The organism is Marinovum sp. (assembly GCF_034669705.1).
Classification (GTDB): Bacteria; Pseudomonadota; Alphaproteobacteria; order Rhodobacterales; family Rhodobacteraceae; genus Marinovum.
The window spans coordinates 1-15408 of the sequence record NZ_JAXMOR010000057.1 but is presented as its reverse complement, the minus strand read 5'-3'; the positions used below and the strand labels follow the sequence as shown (position 1 = coordinate 15408).

The 15408-nt window shown below is 69.6% G+C and carries 11 protein-coding genes; 2 read left to right on the top strand and 9 right to left on the bottom strand.

From position 1 onward, the window contains the following. A partial coding sequence (locus VOI27_RS22875; protein ID WP_323768939.1) for a protein-disulfide reductase DsbD domain-containing protein occupies positions 1 to 1663 on the bottom strand: 1663 nt, incomplete at its 3' end. A gap of 107 nt (positions 1664 to 1770) precedes the next feature. Continuing rightward, positions 1771 to 5151, bottom strand: coding sequence for a hypothetical protein (locus VOI27_RS22870; protein ID WP_323768937.1), 3381 nt, complete (start codon positions 5149 to 5151; stop codon positions 1771 to 1773). A 184-nt stretch (positions 5152 to 5335) separates the two neighbouring features. Between VOI27_RS22870 and VOI27_RS22865 the strand changes: the two genes are divergently transcribed. Continuing rightward, entirely contained in the window at positions 5336 to 6061 is a 726-nt protein-coding gene (locus VOI27_RS22865; RefSeq protein WP_323768936.1) for an SIMPL domain-containing protein, read from the top strand. On the opposite strand, the gene VOI27_RS22860 is transcribed toward VOI27_RS22865, so the two are convergent. The 6 genes from VOI27_RS22860 to VOI27_RS22835 form a co-directional block, all read right to left on the bottom strand. Further along, entirely contained in the window at positions 6051 to 6821 is a 771-nt protein-coding gene (locus VOI27_RS22860) for an FkbM family methyltransferase (RefSeq protein WP_323768934.1), read from the bottom strand. The two genes, VOI27_RS22865 and VOI27_RS22860, sit on opposite strands and share 11 nt — an antisense overlap. A gap of 144 nt (positions 6822 to 6965) precedes the next feature. Then, entirely contained in the window at positions 6966 to 8258 is a 1293-nt protein-coding gene (locus tag VOI27_RS22855) for an O-acetylhomoserine aminocarboxypropyltransferase/cysteine synthase family protein (RefSeq protein WP_323768932.1), read from the bottom strand. A 481-nt stretch (positions 8259 to 8739) separates the two neighbouring features. After that, positions 8740 to 9375, bottom strand: coding sequence for a ParA family protein (locus tag VOI27_RS22850; RefSeq protein ID WP_323768930.1), 636 nt, complete (start codon positions 9373 to 9375; stop codon positions 8740 to 8742). Between the two features lie 85 nt (positions 9376 to 9460). After that, positions 9461 to 10426, bottom strand: coding sequence for a hypothetical protein (locus VOI27_RS22845; protein ID WP_323768941.1), 966 nt, complete (start codon positions 10424 to 10426; stop codon positions 9461 to 9463). Positions 10427 to 10596: 170 nt separating this feature from the next. Beyond that, entirely contained in the window at positions 10597 to 11718 is a 1122-nt protein-coding gene (locus VOI27_RS22840) for an alkylphosphonate utilization protein (protein ID WP_323768928.1), read from the bottom strand. Between the two features lie 121 nt (positions 11719 to 11839). Next, positions 11840 to 12763 carry a LysR family transcriptional regulator gene (locus VOI27_RS22835; protein WP_323768926.1) on the bottom strand — a complete coding sequence of 308 codons (924 nt, stop codon included), beginning with the start codon at positions 12761 to 12763 and terminating at the stop codon, positions 11840 to 11842. A gap of 81 nt (positions 12764 to 12844) precedes the next feature. Here VOI27_RS22835 and VOI27_RS22830 point away from each other — a divergent pair, with 81 nt between their 5' ends. After that, positions 12845 to 13816, top strand: coding sequence for an NAD(P)-dependent alcohol dehydrogenase (locus VOI27_RS22830; protein ID WP_323768924.1), 972 nt, complete (start codon positions 12845 to 12847; stop codon positions 13814 to 13816). 7 nt (positions 13817 to 13823) lie between these two features. Here VOI27_RS22830 and VOI27_RS22825 read toward each other — a convergent pair whose 3' ends face one another. After that, positions 13824 to 14750, bottom strand: coding sequence for a 2-dehydropantoate 2-reductase (locus tag VOI27_RS22825; protein WP_323768922.1), 927 nt, complete (start codon positions 14748 to 14750; stop codon positions 13824 to 13826). Between the last annotated feature and the right edge of the window lie 658 nt (positions 14751 to 15408).

The window sequence follows — 15408 nt, the reverse complement described above, 5'->3', positions numbered from 1 at the left end:
CGGCCGGGGCCGGGCTGCGCAGGGCCGGCAGGGCCACGGCGAGTGCCGCCAGCGCCGCCACGGTCAGCGCGCGGGCGGGCAGGCGTCGGGTGGCGAGCGCGGCCAGGATCAACCCCATCAGCAGCGCGGTGAGCCCGGCGGCCTGCAGCCCGGCGACACCGGCCAGCACAAAGAACAGCCAGCCCGCGGTCAGTGCCAGCAGCGCGCCCATCACCAGTTTCAGCCCCAGCATCCAGCGGCCGGGTTTCGGCAGCAGGGTGACCACCTGCGGCACCGCGGCAACCGCGAGATAGGGCAGCGCCAGTCCGAGGCCCAGCGCGGTGAAGATCACCGCGATCTCGCGCCCGCCGGAGGACAGCGCATAGGCCACGGCGGTGCCGAGGAAGGGCGCCGAGCAGGGGGTGGCCAGCACCGCGGCAAAGGCACCGGTGGCGAAATCGCCAAGCCGGCCCGCGCCACCGGCGATCGACAGGCGGGTCTGCAGCGCGCCGGGCAGCGACAGCTCGAAAAGGCCGAAGAGATTGGCGGCGAAGAGCACCAGGATCACGATCATCGTCGCGAGGAACACCGGGCTCTGGAACTGCAGGCCCCAGCCCACCGCATGGCCCATAACCTGCAGCCCCCAGGTCACCGCCGCCAGCGCCCAGAAGAACACCAGCACGCCCGCCGCCGAGAGCAGGAAGCCGGCACGCACCCGGCCGGGGCCCTGATCGGCCTTGCGCACCGCGGTGGCAAGCTTGATCGAGAGCACCGGCAGGACGCAGGGCATGATGTTTAGGATCAACCCGCCCAGCACCGCAATCAGCGCCATCGCCAGCAGCCCGCGGCCGGCCGAGGGCGGCGCTGGCGGGGTGTCGTCCAGCGCCGTGGAGACGGTGCCGGCAAAGGCGCCGTCGGTCACCGTGAGGCGCAGGGTGTCCGGCCGGGTGTCCAGCGGGTAGAGCAGCGGCAGCTCGGCCCAGAGCCGGCTGCGGTCGCCGTCGAGGCGCAGCTCGGGCTTGCCGAAGATCGCATCGCCCAGCTCGGGGAAGACATCGGGGCTGCGAAAGCCCGTGGCGTGGCGCACCGCCAGGGTGAGGGCGTTGTCAGACAGGTGCGCGGCTTCGATTGTCAGGCCCGAGGCGGCCTCTTCGCCGGGCACCTGTGACAGCGCCGCTGCGAGGGTCTCGGCGGCGGCGCTGTCGATGCCGGTGTCCTGCGGCAGGTCGAGCGAGAGGGTGAAATCCTCGGGGATGCAGATTTCCTTGCAGACCAGCAGCCGGACCCGGGGGGTGAGCTGAGCCGGCGCGCCGGGCGTGCCGAGCGCCAAGCGGATCGGGAAGGTCACCGCATCGCCGTAGCCGAAGTTTTCGATGTCGAAGGCGGTGAAACGGGTCGGGGCGGGAAACATCAGCTCGGCTTCGGCGATATTGCCGGCGGAGGTCCAGTCGAGCTCCGGCGGCAGGCCGACTTCGCCGGGGCTGCGCCAGTAGGTCTTCCAGCCCGGCGCCATCTCGAGCTGCAGCCCGGCTGAGAGCGAGCCGGCCTCGGGCGCCACGCCGTTCTCGGCGGTGATCAGCCGGGCAGTGAGGGCGGGCGAGCTGTAGCTCTCGGACGTGGCGGCCACGGCGGCCATCGGCAGGGCGAGGGCCAGCAGGCACCAGAGCAGGCGGACAGGGCGCATGGGATCTCCTTCGACAAGAGAGGATAGCCGATCTCGCGCCGGTATGCGCCATCCGCCCGATCACGTCGAGGGGGGCAAAGGGTCACTTTGGCGCGAGGCCGGCGGGTCTAGCCGCGCGGCATGCGCAGGACGATGTTGCGCCCGCTCTTGACGTAGCTCAGCTGGCTCTCGCTGATCGCCGAGACCCGGCCGCCGTCGATCCGGTCGCCGACCTTGACCTTCTGGTAGCGGCCATTGGCCAGCCGCACCAGCGCCCGGCGGCTCGAGGGCTTGCCGTAGACGCCGATCAGGTTGACCTTGCGCAGGTTGATGGCGTCCTTCTGGGTGGCGGCTGCGGCGACCGAGGAGCGCGAGGGGATGCTCGGCTGCACCGTGCGCGGGGCGACGGCGGCGGTCTGCCGGGCGGTCTCGGGCTCTGGGGTGCGCTGCGCCCGGGTGACCAGGGCGGCGATGTTGGCGGGCCGGTGCTGCGGCTGCGGCGAGGCGGCGACGGCCAGGGCGCTGGCCGCGATCTCCTCCTTTTCCTCGACCGTCTCGGTGGCCTCGGCCACCTCTGCCACCTGCTCGGGCCGGTTGCGCGGCCTTTTCTGCCGCAGCTCGGCCAGGCTGACACCGCCGAGGTTGGCGCGTTCGTTCTGCTCTTCGAGATCGCCGGGGCGCGGGCGCGGCTTGAGGCCCGAAAGGGTTGCGTCGACCGCGTTCGCGACGTTGAGCTCCGGCGCTTCTTGGGGGGCGGAGGCATCGTCTTCCTCCGCCTCGGTGGTCTCGGAGGATTCGGCCCCGGGGGTCGGGCGCAGCGGCGGCTTGATCGGCGGCGGGCCCTGGATCAGCAGGAAGCCTGCGGGGTGGCGCACGCCTTCCGGTGTCGGGCGGATCAGCCCGTTCTCATCGAAGGTCAGCCCGGCATCGGCCGGGTAGGGGTTGAGCTGACCGCCGGGCACGACATCGGTCTGGGCCTCGCGGCTGGTGGGGATGGCGACCGCGTCGCCGACCGCGACCGAGGGGTCGATCGAGGCGACATAGACGTCACCCACGAGGCTCTGGCCGGGCTCATCGGGCGGCAGGGGGGCGCGTTGCCAGATGCCGGTGGCGGCATAGCGCGCCTCGGCCTGTTCGGGGGTCAGCGCCTCGGCCTCGAAGGGCACCGAGAGGCCGTTGACCTGATCCTCGGCGAGATCGCGGGTCAGCGCAGGCAGCCCGGCATTGAGCGCCGCGACATTGATCGCGGCCGGGTCCTGCGGGTCGATGCTTCCGCTGTCTGGCAGGGCCAGCGCGGTCTCCGGCACCGGTTCGATCACCTCGGGGGCTGGCGTCTCTTCGGCTTCGGCGGCTTGACTGGCGGCCGCAGCCTCCGGCACGGCGACGGCGGCGACCTGGGTCTCGGGGCTGCGGCGGAAGAAGCCGGCGAGACCCTCGTCGAGGAAGATCGAGGCCATGGCGGCCACGGCCAGCATCACCAGAAGCAGCGCGGCGGTCAGGATCAGCCCGAGGAAGCGTGGCTTGCCGCCGATCTTTTGCTGGCCGCGGGCGCCAAAGACGGTCATCCGCTCGCTTTCGTCCAGCACGGCGCTGTCGGCCGCGGCCGATTTGCCGCTGCCGAAGGCGGGTTTGCGGACATCGGGGCTGGCGTCGGGTTTGCGCGCTTTGCGGCGGCTGGCAAAGCCGATCGGCGACTTGGCGCCGGCCTTGGGCGCGGCTTCGCTGGCGGCGACGGCAAGGGCCGAGGCGCTGCCGGCGGTGTCGGGTTCCTCCGGCCGCGCCTTGGGGCGCATCGAGAAGGACGCGCGGGCCTTGGCGGCCAGATCGTCGGCGGTGTCGCGCGGCTTGGGCGGCGGTCCGGGCGGTGTCTCGCGCCGGCCCGGCATGTCGTCGGCGCGGGCACTGAGGTGGGTGGCCGGGCGCGGTGCCGGCGCATCGCGATGGGCGCGGATGCTGGCAAAGCTCGGCGCGGCCTCCGGATCGGGCGCCGGGGCGACGACCGGCGGGGTCGCGGGGCCGGGCGGCGGTGCGGAGACGGCGTTGTTCGCGGCGGGTTTGGCCGCGGCTTTCGGTTTCGGAGCCGGTGTTGCGGCGGGTGTCGGCTGCGCCGCGGCGGTGGGGGCCGGTTCGGCGACGGGGGCAGGCTTTGGAGCCTTTGCCGCGGGCGCGGGCTTTGATGTGGCCTTGGCGTCAGGCTTGGCCGCGGGCGCCGGCTTTGGTGCAGCATTGGCGTCGGGCTTGGCGGCAGGCGCGGGCTTTGATGTAGCTTTGGCGTCAGGCTTGGCCGAGGGCGCCGGCTTTGGTGCAGTATTGGCGTCGGGCTTGGCGGCAGGCGCGGGCTTCGCAGTGGCCTTGGCGTCAGGCTTAGCCGCGGGCGCCGGCTTTGGTGCGGTATTGGCGTCGGGCTTTGCGACGGGCGTGGGCTTCGCTGTGGCTTTGGCGTCAGGCTTGGCCGCGGGCGCTGGCTTTGGTGCGGTATTGGCGTCGGGCTTGGCGGCGGACGCGGGCTTCGGTGTGGCCTTGGCGTCAGGCTTGGCCGCGGGCGCAGGCTTCGGTGCGGCACTGGCGTCAGGCTTCGCGGCCGGCTCGGGCTTTGACGCTTCCTCGGGCGCAGGCTTGGCGATTGCCGCAGGCGTCCGCTCTGCGGCGGGAATGGCCACGGCTTTCGCGTCAGGTTCCGAGGCCGGTGCCGGTTTGGCCTCGTCCGGCGCAGCCGGGGCGGTCCCTGCCGACGGGGCGGGCTTTGCCGCGGGTTCGGACTTGAGCACAGGAGCCGGCTCGGACGCAGGCTTTGCGGCAGCCTTCGGGTCCGGTTTTGTCACCGGTGCGGTCTTGGCGTCCGAAGCGGACGCCGCGCCGGTCTCTGCGGTCGCTGTGGAGGGGGCCACCGGCGGCTGAGAGGCGGCAGGCTTGGGTGCGGGTGCGGGCTTAGATACGGGCGTCGGTGCCGGCCGCGCCACCACGTGGATCGGCGCGTCGTCGCCCTGCACGGACACGCCGGGGGCGAGCGAGGTCAGCGCGGTCTCGGTCGGGCCGAAGAACGGCTCTCTGGCAAAGCCTGCGCCGCCAGAGACGTCGGAAACGAAGCTGAGCGGGTGGAAGCCATGGTTGGTGGCAAAACTCTCGGCCTCTTCCAGCGTCTCGCGCGCGACGGCAGCAATCCGCAGACGACCGCCGCGGACCTCGAAGTCGTAGACAAGGTCGTCGATCGCATAGGGCGTGGCGCCGTCGAGCGCCGATTCGACCGCTTCGGCCATCGACACCCCGGCCGCCGGCGCCGCGATGTCGAGAAAACGCACCTGCTCGGTCGGCAGGACAAGCTTGACCTCGGCCGGGTCGCCGCCCATGTCGGTGGCGGAATTCCGCAAGTCGTCCAATGCCTTGGGCAGGTTGGATGTGTCCGGCGAGACATCGCCGACCCGGTACCAGTCGCCGGTCGCTCCGCCCTCTGCGCGGCGCAGCAGGGCGATCCCGTCGAAGGACAGCAGCAGTGCAAAATCAGGTTTCATTCGTCCGGCTTTCGCACTCCTTCACAGGTCACACAAGTCACGACCGTCTCGCGCGGAATTTAGGGCAGCTTCCCGCCGAGAATACCCCTTGCGCCGCTGCAGCGCGCTTCTAGACTTGCCGGCGCAGCGGCAGAACCGCCTCCGCCGGATGCGGTGTCGTCACTATAGCACAAAGGTTGCGCCAATGTTGAGACGTCTGATTATAAACACTTTTGTTACCCTGATCGCAACGATTCCCCTGTCTGCTCCGCTGGTGGCACAAGAGCAGCTCAGCGCCCGCCAGATCGTCGTCACCGGCGAGGGGCAGGTGCAGGCCGCGCCCGACATGGCGACGCTGTCGATCGGCGTCGGCCATCAGGCGCCGACCGCGGCCGAGGCGATGGAACAGGTGGCGGTGACCGTGCAGCAGGTCTTCACCCGGCTGACCGATCTGGGGGTGGCCCCGCGCGACGTGCAGACCACCCAGCTGCGGATCGATCCGGTCTGGCGCCAGCGCAACACGTCGACGCCGCAGGAGGTGCCCGAGATCGTGGGCTTTTCCGCCCATAACGACATCTCGGTGCGGCTGCGGGACATGACGCGCCTGGGCGAGGTGATCGGGCTTCTGGTCGAGGATGGCGCCAACCGCCTGTCTGGCATCAGCTTCGGCGTCCAGAGCCCGGAGATCCACATTGCCGAGGCGCGTCGCCTTGCGGTGGTCGATGCTCAGGCCCGCGCCGCGCTCTATGCCAAGACCGCCGGGGTCGAGCTTGGCCCGGTACTGGAGATCGCCGAGCCGGGGTCGTCGCAGGGCCCGGGGCCGATGTTCGCCCGCGCCGAAGGGCTGGCGATGGCCGATGGCATGCCGGTGGCAGGTGGCGAGCTGACCTTCGGGGCGCAGCTCAGGATGACCTTCGCGATCACCCGCTGACCGGGCGGCCGAGGCCTTCCGGCAGAAAGAAGACATTGCGCTCCATCGTGCCGACCAGCTGATAGCCGATGTCCCGGAAGGTCTCGGACAAGTGGGCCTTCAGCGCGCGGGCCTGCCTGAACCGGGTCGCCTCGAGGATGAGTGCCGGCCGGTCACGGGTGACGATCCCGGTGGCGCCTTGCAGCGCGGGGCCCTCATGGCCTTCGACGTCGAGATGCAGCACAGAAACCCGGCGGCTGGCGTCGACCAGATCGTCGAGGCGCCTGACCGGCACCTCGACCGTCACGCCCTGCTGGTGTTCCGCCACCACCCGCGAGATGCCGCCCATCGCTTCGCCGCCAGGTCGCGTCACCTTGAAGGGCAGGTGGCCATCGGCCTCGCCGACGGCGACCGGGTGAAACCGGACGTTGGCCAACCGGTTCAGCGCAATGGTGACATGCGTGGCGGTCTGGCTCATGGGATTGGGCTCGAAGCTGTGCAGCAGCGCCCCGGGGGCCAGGGCCTGCGAGATGGCGGGAAGGAAATCGCCGACGAAGGCGCCGCCGCTGATCACGTCACCCCCGCGCGCCAGCCGCCGGATCAGGTTCAGGGTGCGGGGTTCGTTCACCTCGCCCTGCAGCAGGAGCTTGCAGACCTCGCGCTGTCTGACGGCATCGGGGATGCAATAGAAGCCGAATTCATTGACCGCGAAGCCATGATGGAAATCGGCAGGCAGAACAACCGGTGTTGCCCCGGTCGGGTGGATCGCTTCGGACTGCATGGGCCTGCCTGGATCGTTGTCTCGCGAGAAGCCTACAGGCAATCCGGCGCGAACCAAGCTTTTTCGCGCCCCCCGGTCGGTTGGGGGCGGTTGGGTGGCACGCGGGCCAGACAGGGTGTCCGGCCCGCGTCGGGTTATGTCGGCTCAGGCCGAGGCGGCTTTCAGCGCCTGGTCGAGATCGGCGATCAGGTCATCGGCGTCCTCGGTCCCGATCGAGATCCGCACCACATCCGGACCGGCGCCGGCGGCTTCCTGCTGCGCCGGGGTCAATTGGCGGTGGGTGGTCGAGGCCGAGTGAATCACCAGCGACCGGGTGTCGCCGAGGTTGGCCACATGGCTGAAGAGCTCAAGCGCATCGACGAACTTGACGCAGGCATCATAGCCGGCCTTGAGCTTGACGGTGAACAGCCCGCCGGCGCCCTTGGGGCAGAATTGCTCCTTGCGGGCCTTGTAGGGCGAGCTGTCGAGACCGGCATAGGTCACGCCGGCCACCGCATCATGGGTCTCGAGCCAGGCGGCGATCTTCTCGGCGTTCTGCACGTGGCGCTCCATCCGCAGCGACAGGGTCTCGATGCCCATCAGCGTGTAATGCGCGGCCTGCGGGTTCAGCGTCATGCCGAGATCGCGCAGACCGATGGCGATGCCGTGGAAGGTGAAGGCCAGCGGTCCGAAGGTCTCGTGGAACTTCAGCCCATGGTAGGCGTCTTCCGGTGCGCTGAGCGAGGGGAACTTTTCGGAGGCCGACCAGTCGAACTTGCCGCTGTCGACCACCACGCCGCCGGTGACGGTGCCGTTGCCGGTGAGGTACTTGGTCATCGAATGCACCACCAGCGTGGCACCATGCTCGATCGGCTTGCAGAGGTAGGGCGTGGCCGAGGTGTTGTCGACGATCAGCGGGATGCCGGCGCCTTCGGCAACTTTCGCGGCGGCCGCCATGTCGGTGATATAGCCGCCGGGGTTGGCGATGGATTCACAAAAGATCGCACGGGTGTCGTCATCGACGGCGGCGGCGACCGCGTCCATGTCGTCGAAGTCGACGAACTTGGCCATCCAGCCGAAGCGCTTGATGGTCTGGCTGAACTGGGTGATCGAGCCGCCGTAGAGCCGGGTCGAGACCACCACGTTCTTGCCCGGACCCATCAGCGCGAAAAGCGCCATGATCTGCGCCGCGTGACCGGACGAGCAGCAGACCGCGCCGACACCGCCTTCGAGCGTGGCGACCCGTTCCTGCAGCACCGCGACAGTGGGGTTGGTCAGGCGGGAATAGATGTAGCCCACCTCCTGCAGGTTGAACAGCGCCGCGGCATGTTCGGCATCGCGGAACACATAGGCGGTGGTCTGGTAAATCGGTGTCTGGCGCGCACCGGTGGCCGGGTCGGGGCGGGCGCCGGCGTGGATTTGCAGGGTGTCGAAGCCGTAGCTCGGGGCGTCGGTCATGGGGATCCTCCTTTGATTTGCGCGGAAGGTATTCAGAGCAGGGCCGGATGGCCAGTGTGAAATGGGGGGCCGTCTTCGCGCCGTGCAGCGAGGGATGGCGGGTATGGCGAGGGATGGCTCTGGCATGACGGTGTGCGGTGCTGATGCATTTGGGATTGGCATCGACGTGAGAGTGCGCCCCTGTCTCATGCTTGAACGCCGGTCTGCGAGCCGTGCAGCGCCGGGCCGCGGTACGGCGATCCTCGATCTGTGTCGAAGCGATATATCCCGGCAAAGCCCGTGCGAGATCTGATCGATGCGCAGGTGGCAGCCAAATCGCCTTGCCTGGGGGGGGGCCGGCGATGCGCGGCGGGCGAGGCCCGCTGTTAACGCGCTGGGGATTGGCATCATCGTGGGGGCATGCGTGAGGTCTCAAGACAACTGCGCCGGCCGCAACGACCGGCACGCCACGTAGGGTGGGTTTGCAACCCACCGCCCCCCGTCACCCAGCTTTGTCGAGGATCACGTCGAGCACCGGCTGCCACTGCGCCTGGATCTGCCGAAAAGGCTTGCGCTGGTCGTCGAACACCGATTTGCCCTGCCGCGCGAGGTCGCCATACATCGTCCGGTCGGCGATACAGGCCAAGGGCGGCTGGCCCATCGACTTGCAGAACTTCATCAGATCAAGCCGGCTGCGGGAGAACTTGCGCAGCCGGTTGGCCACGATCTCGATCCGCGCCTTGCCCTTGCGGATGCGCTTGATCTCGCGCAGTTCCACGAGAAACCGCCGCGTCGCATCCTCGTCGATCCACGAGGCGGTGAGCGGCACCAGGATCAGGTCGGCCTGCTTGACCAGCGCCGCCGCATCCTCGGTGTCGATGCTGCCCGGCGCGTCGACGATCAGGTAATCCGCCCGCTTCGGCGCCTTGCCCAGATCGCGCGGCGAGGTCCAGTCGCGGCGCTTGATCGGCGCCTGGCCGAGGTTGCGGCGCTTGAGCCAGCTGTAGGAGGATTTCTGCACATCCGCATCCGCCAGCGCCACGCGCTTGCGCTGCGCCGCCAGCGCCCCCGCCAGCGTGATCGCGGTCACGGTCTTGCCGGTGCCGCCCTTGGGGTTGACGACGAGTACGGTTTTCAAAATGCCTGCTCCTTTCAAATGTGAAGGCGCGGTATATAAAATGTATATACCAAATGCAACCCGGTTCGCGCCGCCCGCCCGGGCGCTACCGCATCCAGAACCCCTCGCGCCGGATCTGGTTGCGGATCGCCTGTTCCTTGCGGGGCAGGTTGTCGCGGTCGAACATGTCGCGCACCTTGTGGCCGCGGCCCTGGTAGATCATCCGCAGCGCCGGCTCGTAATCCTTCAGGCGCTTCTTGACCTTGTTCGGCGCCGCCACGATCTCGAGCGTGTCGACCACGTGCTTGCTCTCGCGGGCAAACAGCAGCGGCAGGTAGCGGTAGTGGCAGGAATGGCTGCTATCCAGCATGCCGGCGGGCAGGGTGTCACGGCCGCCGCCCAGCGCGTGGATCACCAGCGGCAGCGCCACTTGATCGAGCCAGGGGTCGAGCGGCTGGCAGACCAGCGCCGGCGGCGGATCATCCCGGATTGCCAGCGCATAGTCGAGAAACCGCCGGCCGAATTCCCGCGGACAGCGGTAGAAGAAGAAGCCGGCGTTGAAATAGAGATAGCGCTGCCAGTATTCGTCGGGCTGGCTCAGGTCGAGCGAGCTCTCGAAATCGAGGCCGAACCTGTCGTAGAGCGATTTCCAGATCTCGGTATAGCCCGGCCCGTAGAGCTCGATCTTCGGCCAGGTGCCCTCGCGCCGCAGCGAGGCGGTGGGCCGGTCGAAATCGAACGGCACCTCACGCAGGTCGCCGGTGATCAGCGTGTCGGTGTCGAAGAACACGAAGGGCTCGCCCTCGGGCAGGGCCATCAGCGCCTCGATCTTGTTGCCATGCGGATAGGCATGGCCGAAGTGGCGGCTCTCGAAGGGCAGGAACTCGGCGCCGAGCTCGAGCAGGAAGTTGCGCAGGTCGTCGTTCTTGATCCGCGGATCGTTGGGCCAGAGCGGACCGGGCTGCGGCTCGGCGATGAACAGCTTGCCGCGAAAGCCGCGGGTGTTGTGGTGAAACGAGGCGGCAAACAGCAGCGCCTCGTATTGCAGCCGCCCCGACTGACCCACGATCATGATGTTGAACGTCTTGTCGCCTGTTGCCTGTGCCACCTGGGTTCCCCGGCCTGCTTCTGGGTGTTTTGCCAGGCAGTATAGGACGGAACCGCGCGCGCCAAAAGCCGTCATGGCAGGAAAACGCAGGCCGGCGCGGGCGGTTTGCGCAAGGAATTCAGGGGCAAGCCGGCTCAGACCGCCCCTCGCCCCGGCGCGGCGGGGGCTGCGGGCACCGTGGCGGGGGCCGGGCCGGTCGGATGCAGCGACAGGGCGAAATCCGGGTTGCGGTAGATCCAGCGCCCCGCCGACATGGTGGCGGCAATGGTGCTGCTGGCGCGGTGCAGCAACACCAGGTCGGCACGCTGGCCGGGCGACAGCCGTCCGCGGTCGCCCAATCCCAGCACCTGCGCCGGGCGCGACGAGATCAGCGACCAGGCCCCGGCCAGTGGCAGGGTGCCGTTGCGCACCAGCTGCAGCGCCGCCGGCAGCAGCATTTCCGGTGCGCCGTCAGAGACCAGCGCGTCGCACATGCCGGCGGGGATCAGGTCACGTGGGTCGGGCAGTGCCGGGCAGGGTGCCGCGGCGGTCACCCCGGCCGCCGGCAGCACCACCGGATCGGACCAGGCCCGCGCCACCGCCGCCGCGCCGCTCGCCGCCGGTGCGACGCAGATCTTGGCGCCCATCATCGCCAGCCGTTCGCGCGACTGGCCGTCGCGGTCGCCGTAGCTGCCCGAGCGGATGTTCATCACGTCGAAGGCATGGGCGAGGTTGCACAGAAAGCGATGCACCTCGCCGCCGCGCAGCCGCAGCGCGCCGGCTGTGGCGCGCTGCCCGGGAGCGATCTGCAGCGCGTTGTCGCCCAGGCTGTCGACAAAGAGCACCGCGCGCACCGCGTGGCGTTCGAGCAGGTCGAGCAGCCGGGCCTCGCTGTCCATCATGTGGGTGTCGCAATGCAGCAGCACCCGCAGGTCGGTGCCGGCCATCAGCCGGTGACGGGCGTGGCGCGCGAGGAAGTCCGCCGCCGCCTCAGGTGCCCAGGCGCCCCCCTGCCAGCCCCAGCCCTGGGCCACCCAGGCGGTGGTGATGCCCTGCGCCGCCAGCTGCCGGTCGAGCGCGGCGAGGCTGGTGGCCCCGGCCGGCCGGGCGTGGATGTCGACGATGCCGGGCAGGATGTCAAAGCCGGGCAGGGCGAGTTCCGGCGCAGGCCCGTCCGAGATCCTGCCCTCAGAGACGGTCAGCGCGCCGGCCGCGAGGCCGCTGTCGCCAAGGACGCGGGCGCCGGTGATGCGCAGGGGCATGGATAACAGGGACATGGGCTTGCTCTGGCTTGCTCGCGACTTCGGGTGGCGACGAGCCTCGCACGGCAATGTTGCGATCAGGTGACAGACTGTCGGGAATCGCGGCCTCTCGGCAACGGAGCGCCACCCGACGCCATCAATCCGCCGCCGCGCCCCGCAGCCGGGTCCGCAGATGCCGCTCGATCACCTCCCAGACCAGCCGGATGCGGCGCGACGATTTCACCTCGCGATGCGCCACCAGCCAGACCGGATAGCGGATCGGGCCGTGCCCCGGCAGCAGCCGCACCATGCCGGGCGTGGCCTGTCCGAGAAACTCCGGCGCGATGCCGATCGCCACGCCCTGTCGGGCCAGTTCCCAATGCACCAGGTGGTTGTCGCAGCGCAGGGTCAGCATCTCGCGGGCGAGGGGGATGTCAAAGCCGGCGAAGGTGCCGATCATCTGCTCGGCGCTGTCCATCGCCACGAAGTCATGCCCGGCCAGGTCGTCCAATCCCGTCGGTGTGCCGCGCCGTGCCAGATAGGCCTCGGCGGCATAGAACCAGCCGCTGTCGTCGGCGATGCGCTTGGCGGTGAGCGCCGGATCCTCGGGCGCGGTGTTGCGGATGGCGATATCGGCCTCGCGGCGGCGCAGGTCGGTCACCGCGTTGGTGGCGTTGATCTCGATCTCGAGCCCCGGCGCGCCGTGCCGCAGCTCGGCCACCACAGCCGGAAGCAGGAAGGCGGAATAGATCTCTGACGCGGTGATGCAGACCCGGCCGGCGATCTCCTGGCTCTGGCCCGAGGCCGCGAGCGAGATGCGGGTGGCGGCGTCGCCCATGGCGCGAACATGTTCCACCAGATCGAGCCCGGTGGGGGTCAGCTCCAGCCCGCGACCGCCGCGCTCGAACAGCGCCACGCCCAGCTCCGCCTCGAGCGCGCTGACCTGCCGCCCGAGGGTCGGCTGCGCCATGCCGAGCGCGCGGGCCGCGGCCGAGAGCGAGCCCTCTTCGGCGGTGACCAGAAAGGCACGGGCGCGGTTCCAGTCGAAGGTGATGCTGCGCCAATCCATGCGAAAATGCATACCAGCCCTGTTGGATTGGTCAATTCCCTCAAGGCTGGCGCATGGCTATCCCTGCGTCATGCAAGCGAAAGGAGGCCGGCGATGAAAGCGGCAGTGTATCGGACCTATGGCGGACCCGAGGTGGTCCGGATCGAAGAGACCGTGCGGCCGGAGCCGGGACCGGGCGAGATCCTGGTCAGGGTGGCGCATGGCAGCGTGACCACCGCCGACTGGCGGCTGCGCGCGGCGGCCTTTCCCGGCGTGCTGGCCATTCCGGGCCGGCTGATGTTCGGGCTGCGGGCGCCGCGCCAGCCGGTGCTGGGCAGCGAGTTCGCAGGCCATGTGGCGGCGCTGGGTGCGGGCGTGACCGAATTCGCGCCGGGGCAGGCGGTGTTCGGCTTTGTCCTGCAGGGCGCGCATGCGGACTACCTGGTGGTCAAGGCGTCCGGCGCGGTGCTGCCGGTGCCCGACGGGCTGGACCTTTCGGAGGCCGCGGCACTGCCCTTCGGCGGGCTCTCGGCGCTGGTGTTCCTGCGCGATTTTGCCCAGCTCACGCCGGGGCAGCGGGTGCTGGTGGTGGGCGCCTCCGGCGGCGTCGGCGCCTATGCGGTGCAGATCGCGCGGGCCATGGGCGCCGAGGTGACCGGCGTCGCCTCCGGTGCGCATGAGGGGTTCGTGCGCAGCTTGGGGGCCGAGGGGTTCGTCGACTACCGCAGGCAGAGCCTGCGCGGGCTCGAGACCCGCTTCGATGCGGTGATCGACACCGTCGGGGCCACGGATTTCGCCGCGGTGCGGGCGGTGCTTACGCCCCGGGGCGTCTTCGTGCCGCTGAACTTCGGGCTGCGCGAGATCGGTCAGGCGCTCTGGGCGCGGGTGTTTCGCCGCAAGCGGCTCCGGATCGGGGTCAGCGGCGACACCAAGGCGGACCTGTCGGTGCTGGCCGGCTGGGTCGTCGAAGGCCGGCTGCGCCCGGTGATCGACCGGCGTTTTCCGCTGGCCGAGATCCGCGCCGCCTATGCCTTGGTCGAGACCCGCCACCGGCAGGGTGCGGTGCTGCTCGACATGGCGGCCTGAGCGCGGCTCAGCGTGGCAAGAGCGCGTCGGCGATCGGTTTCAGAGCGGCATAGAACACGCTGTGGATCGGAGTCGGCACGCCGTGCCGCGCGCCCAGCCGCACCAGGTCGCCGCCGAGGTATTCATGCTCGAGCGGCTTGCCGTTGCGCAGGTCGTCGAGCATCGAGGCGTGCATGTGGTCCGGCAGGCTTTCGAGAAAGCTCCAGATTTTCGCGACCGTGTCCTTGGGCATGGCGGGCTGCACGGCCCGGGCCACGTCAAAGGCCTCTTCCACCGCCGCCCGCATCAGGTCACGCGAGGCGGCCGTGTCGCGCAGCGGCCCGAGGTCGAGCCCGGTGAGCGTGGTGAAAGAGGCCATGGTGGCCTGGCCGCAGAACTTGGTCCAGAGATCGATCAGGATCGCGTCATGCAACAGGGGCGTGGTGCCGGCTTGGGTCAACGCTTCGGCCAGCATCTCGCAGCGCGGGCTGATGCCGCCATCGGCCTCGCCAAAGCTCAGCATGTCGAAGGGGGCGGTATGGGCGATGACGCCGGGCTCGGCGATGTGGCCGGGGATGCGGGCGACGCCGGGCACCACATGCCGCGCGCCGATCACCGCGCCCAGCCGTTCCCAAGCGGTGACGCCGTTCTGGCAGGTAACGACCATGGTTTCGGGGCCCAGCATCGGTTTGATCGCTGCGCCGGCGGCCTCGACGTCGATGTTCTTGACCATGAAGAGGATGGTATCGACCGCGCCGACCTCGCCCGGATCGCCGGTGGCGGCGATCTTTGGCAGATGCGCATTGCCATTGGGGCTCTGGATCCGCAGGCCATGCCGGCGCAGGGCGTCCAGATGCGCGCCACGCGCGATCAGCGTCACCTCATGCCCGGCCTGCGCCAGCCGCCCGCCGAAATACCCCCCGAGCGCGCCTGCGCCCATCACCGCGATCTTCATGGCCCGGTCCTTTCCGTGATGTGCCGCGAGCATAGCAGGCTGTGGCGCAGGAGCGGAACCTTTGCTGGCGCTTGAGCGGTGTATGATGTCGGAGACAGGAGGGGGTGCGTCTCCGCGAGGGAACCGCAGGTGACTGCCACGTTGCCATGATGCGCAGGATCGATCGGCGGCCTCGGGCGCAAGCGCTGCCGTGACGCGGCGGTGTGTGATGGAGGAAATGGTGGGCGCCCCTGGAATCGAACCAGGCGTGCGTCTCCGCGAGGGAACCGCAGGTGGCCCCTGCCACATTGCATGATGCGCAGGATCGATCCGGGGGATCGATCGGCTGCCCCGGGCGCAAGCGCTGCCGTGACGCGGCGGTGTGTGATGAAGAAAGTGGTGGGCGAACCGCTGGTGGCCCCTGCCACATTGCATGATGCGCAGGATCGATCCGGGGGATCGATCGGCTGCCCCGGGCGCAAGCGCTGCCGTGACGCGGCGGTGTGTGATGGAGAAAGTGGTGGGCGACCCTGGAATCGAACCAGGCGTGCGTCTCCGCGAGGGAACCGTAGGTGGCCCCTGCCACATTGCATGATGCGCAGGATCGATCCGGGGGATCGATCGGCTGCCCCGGGCGCAAGCGCTGCCGTGACGCGGCGGTGTGTGATGGAGGAAATGG

Bases quoted from the DNA above. Each gene is read 5' to 3' on its own strand.
- VOI27_RS22870 (WP_323768937.1), bottom strand. From the start codon at position 5,151: ATGAAACCTGATTTTGCACTGCTGCTGTCCTTCGACGGGATCGCCCTG.
- VOI27_RS22840 (WP_323768928.1), bottom strand. From the start codon at position 11,718: ATGTCCCTGTTATCCATGCCCCTGCGCATCACCGGCGCCCGCGTCCTT.
- VOI27_RS22865 (WP_323768936.1), top strand. From the start codon at position 5,336: ATGTTGAGACGTCTGATTATAAACACTTTTGTTACCCTGATCGCAACG.
- VOI27_RS22860 (WP_323768934.1), bottom strand. From the start codon at position 6,821: ATGCAGTCCGAAGCGATCCACCCGACCGGGGCAACACCGGTTGTTCTG.
- VOI27_RS22835 (WP_323768926.1), bottom strand. From the start codon at position 12,763: ATGCATTTTCGCATGGATTGGCGCAGCATCACCTTCGACTGGAACCGC.
- VOI27_RS22825 (WP_323768922.1), bottom strand. From the start codon at position 14,750: ATGAAGATCGCGGTGATGGGCGCAGGCGCGCTCGGGGGGTATTTCGGC.
- VOI27_RS22855 (WP_323768932.1), bottom strand. From the start codon at position 8,258: ATGACCGACGCCCCGAGCTACGGCTTCGACACCCTGCAAATCCACGCC.
- VOI27_RS22845 (WP_323768941.1), bottom strand. From the start codon at position 10,426: ATGATCGTGGGTCAGTCGGGGCGGCTGCAATACGAGGCGCTGCTGTTT.
- VOI27_RS22830 (WP_323768924.1), top strand. From the start codon at position 12,845: ATGAAAGCGGCAGTGTATCGGACCTATGGCGGACCCGAGGTGGTCCGG.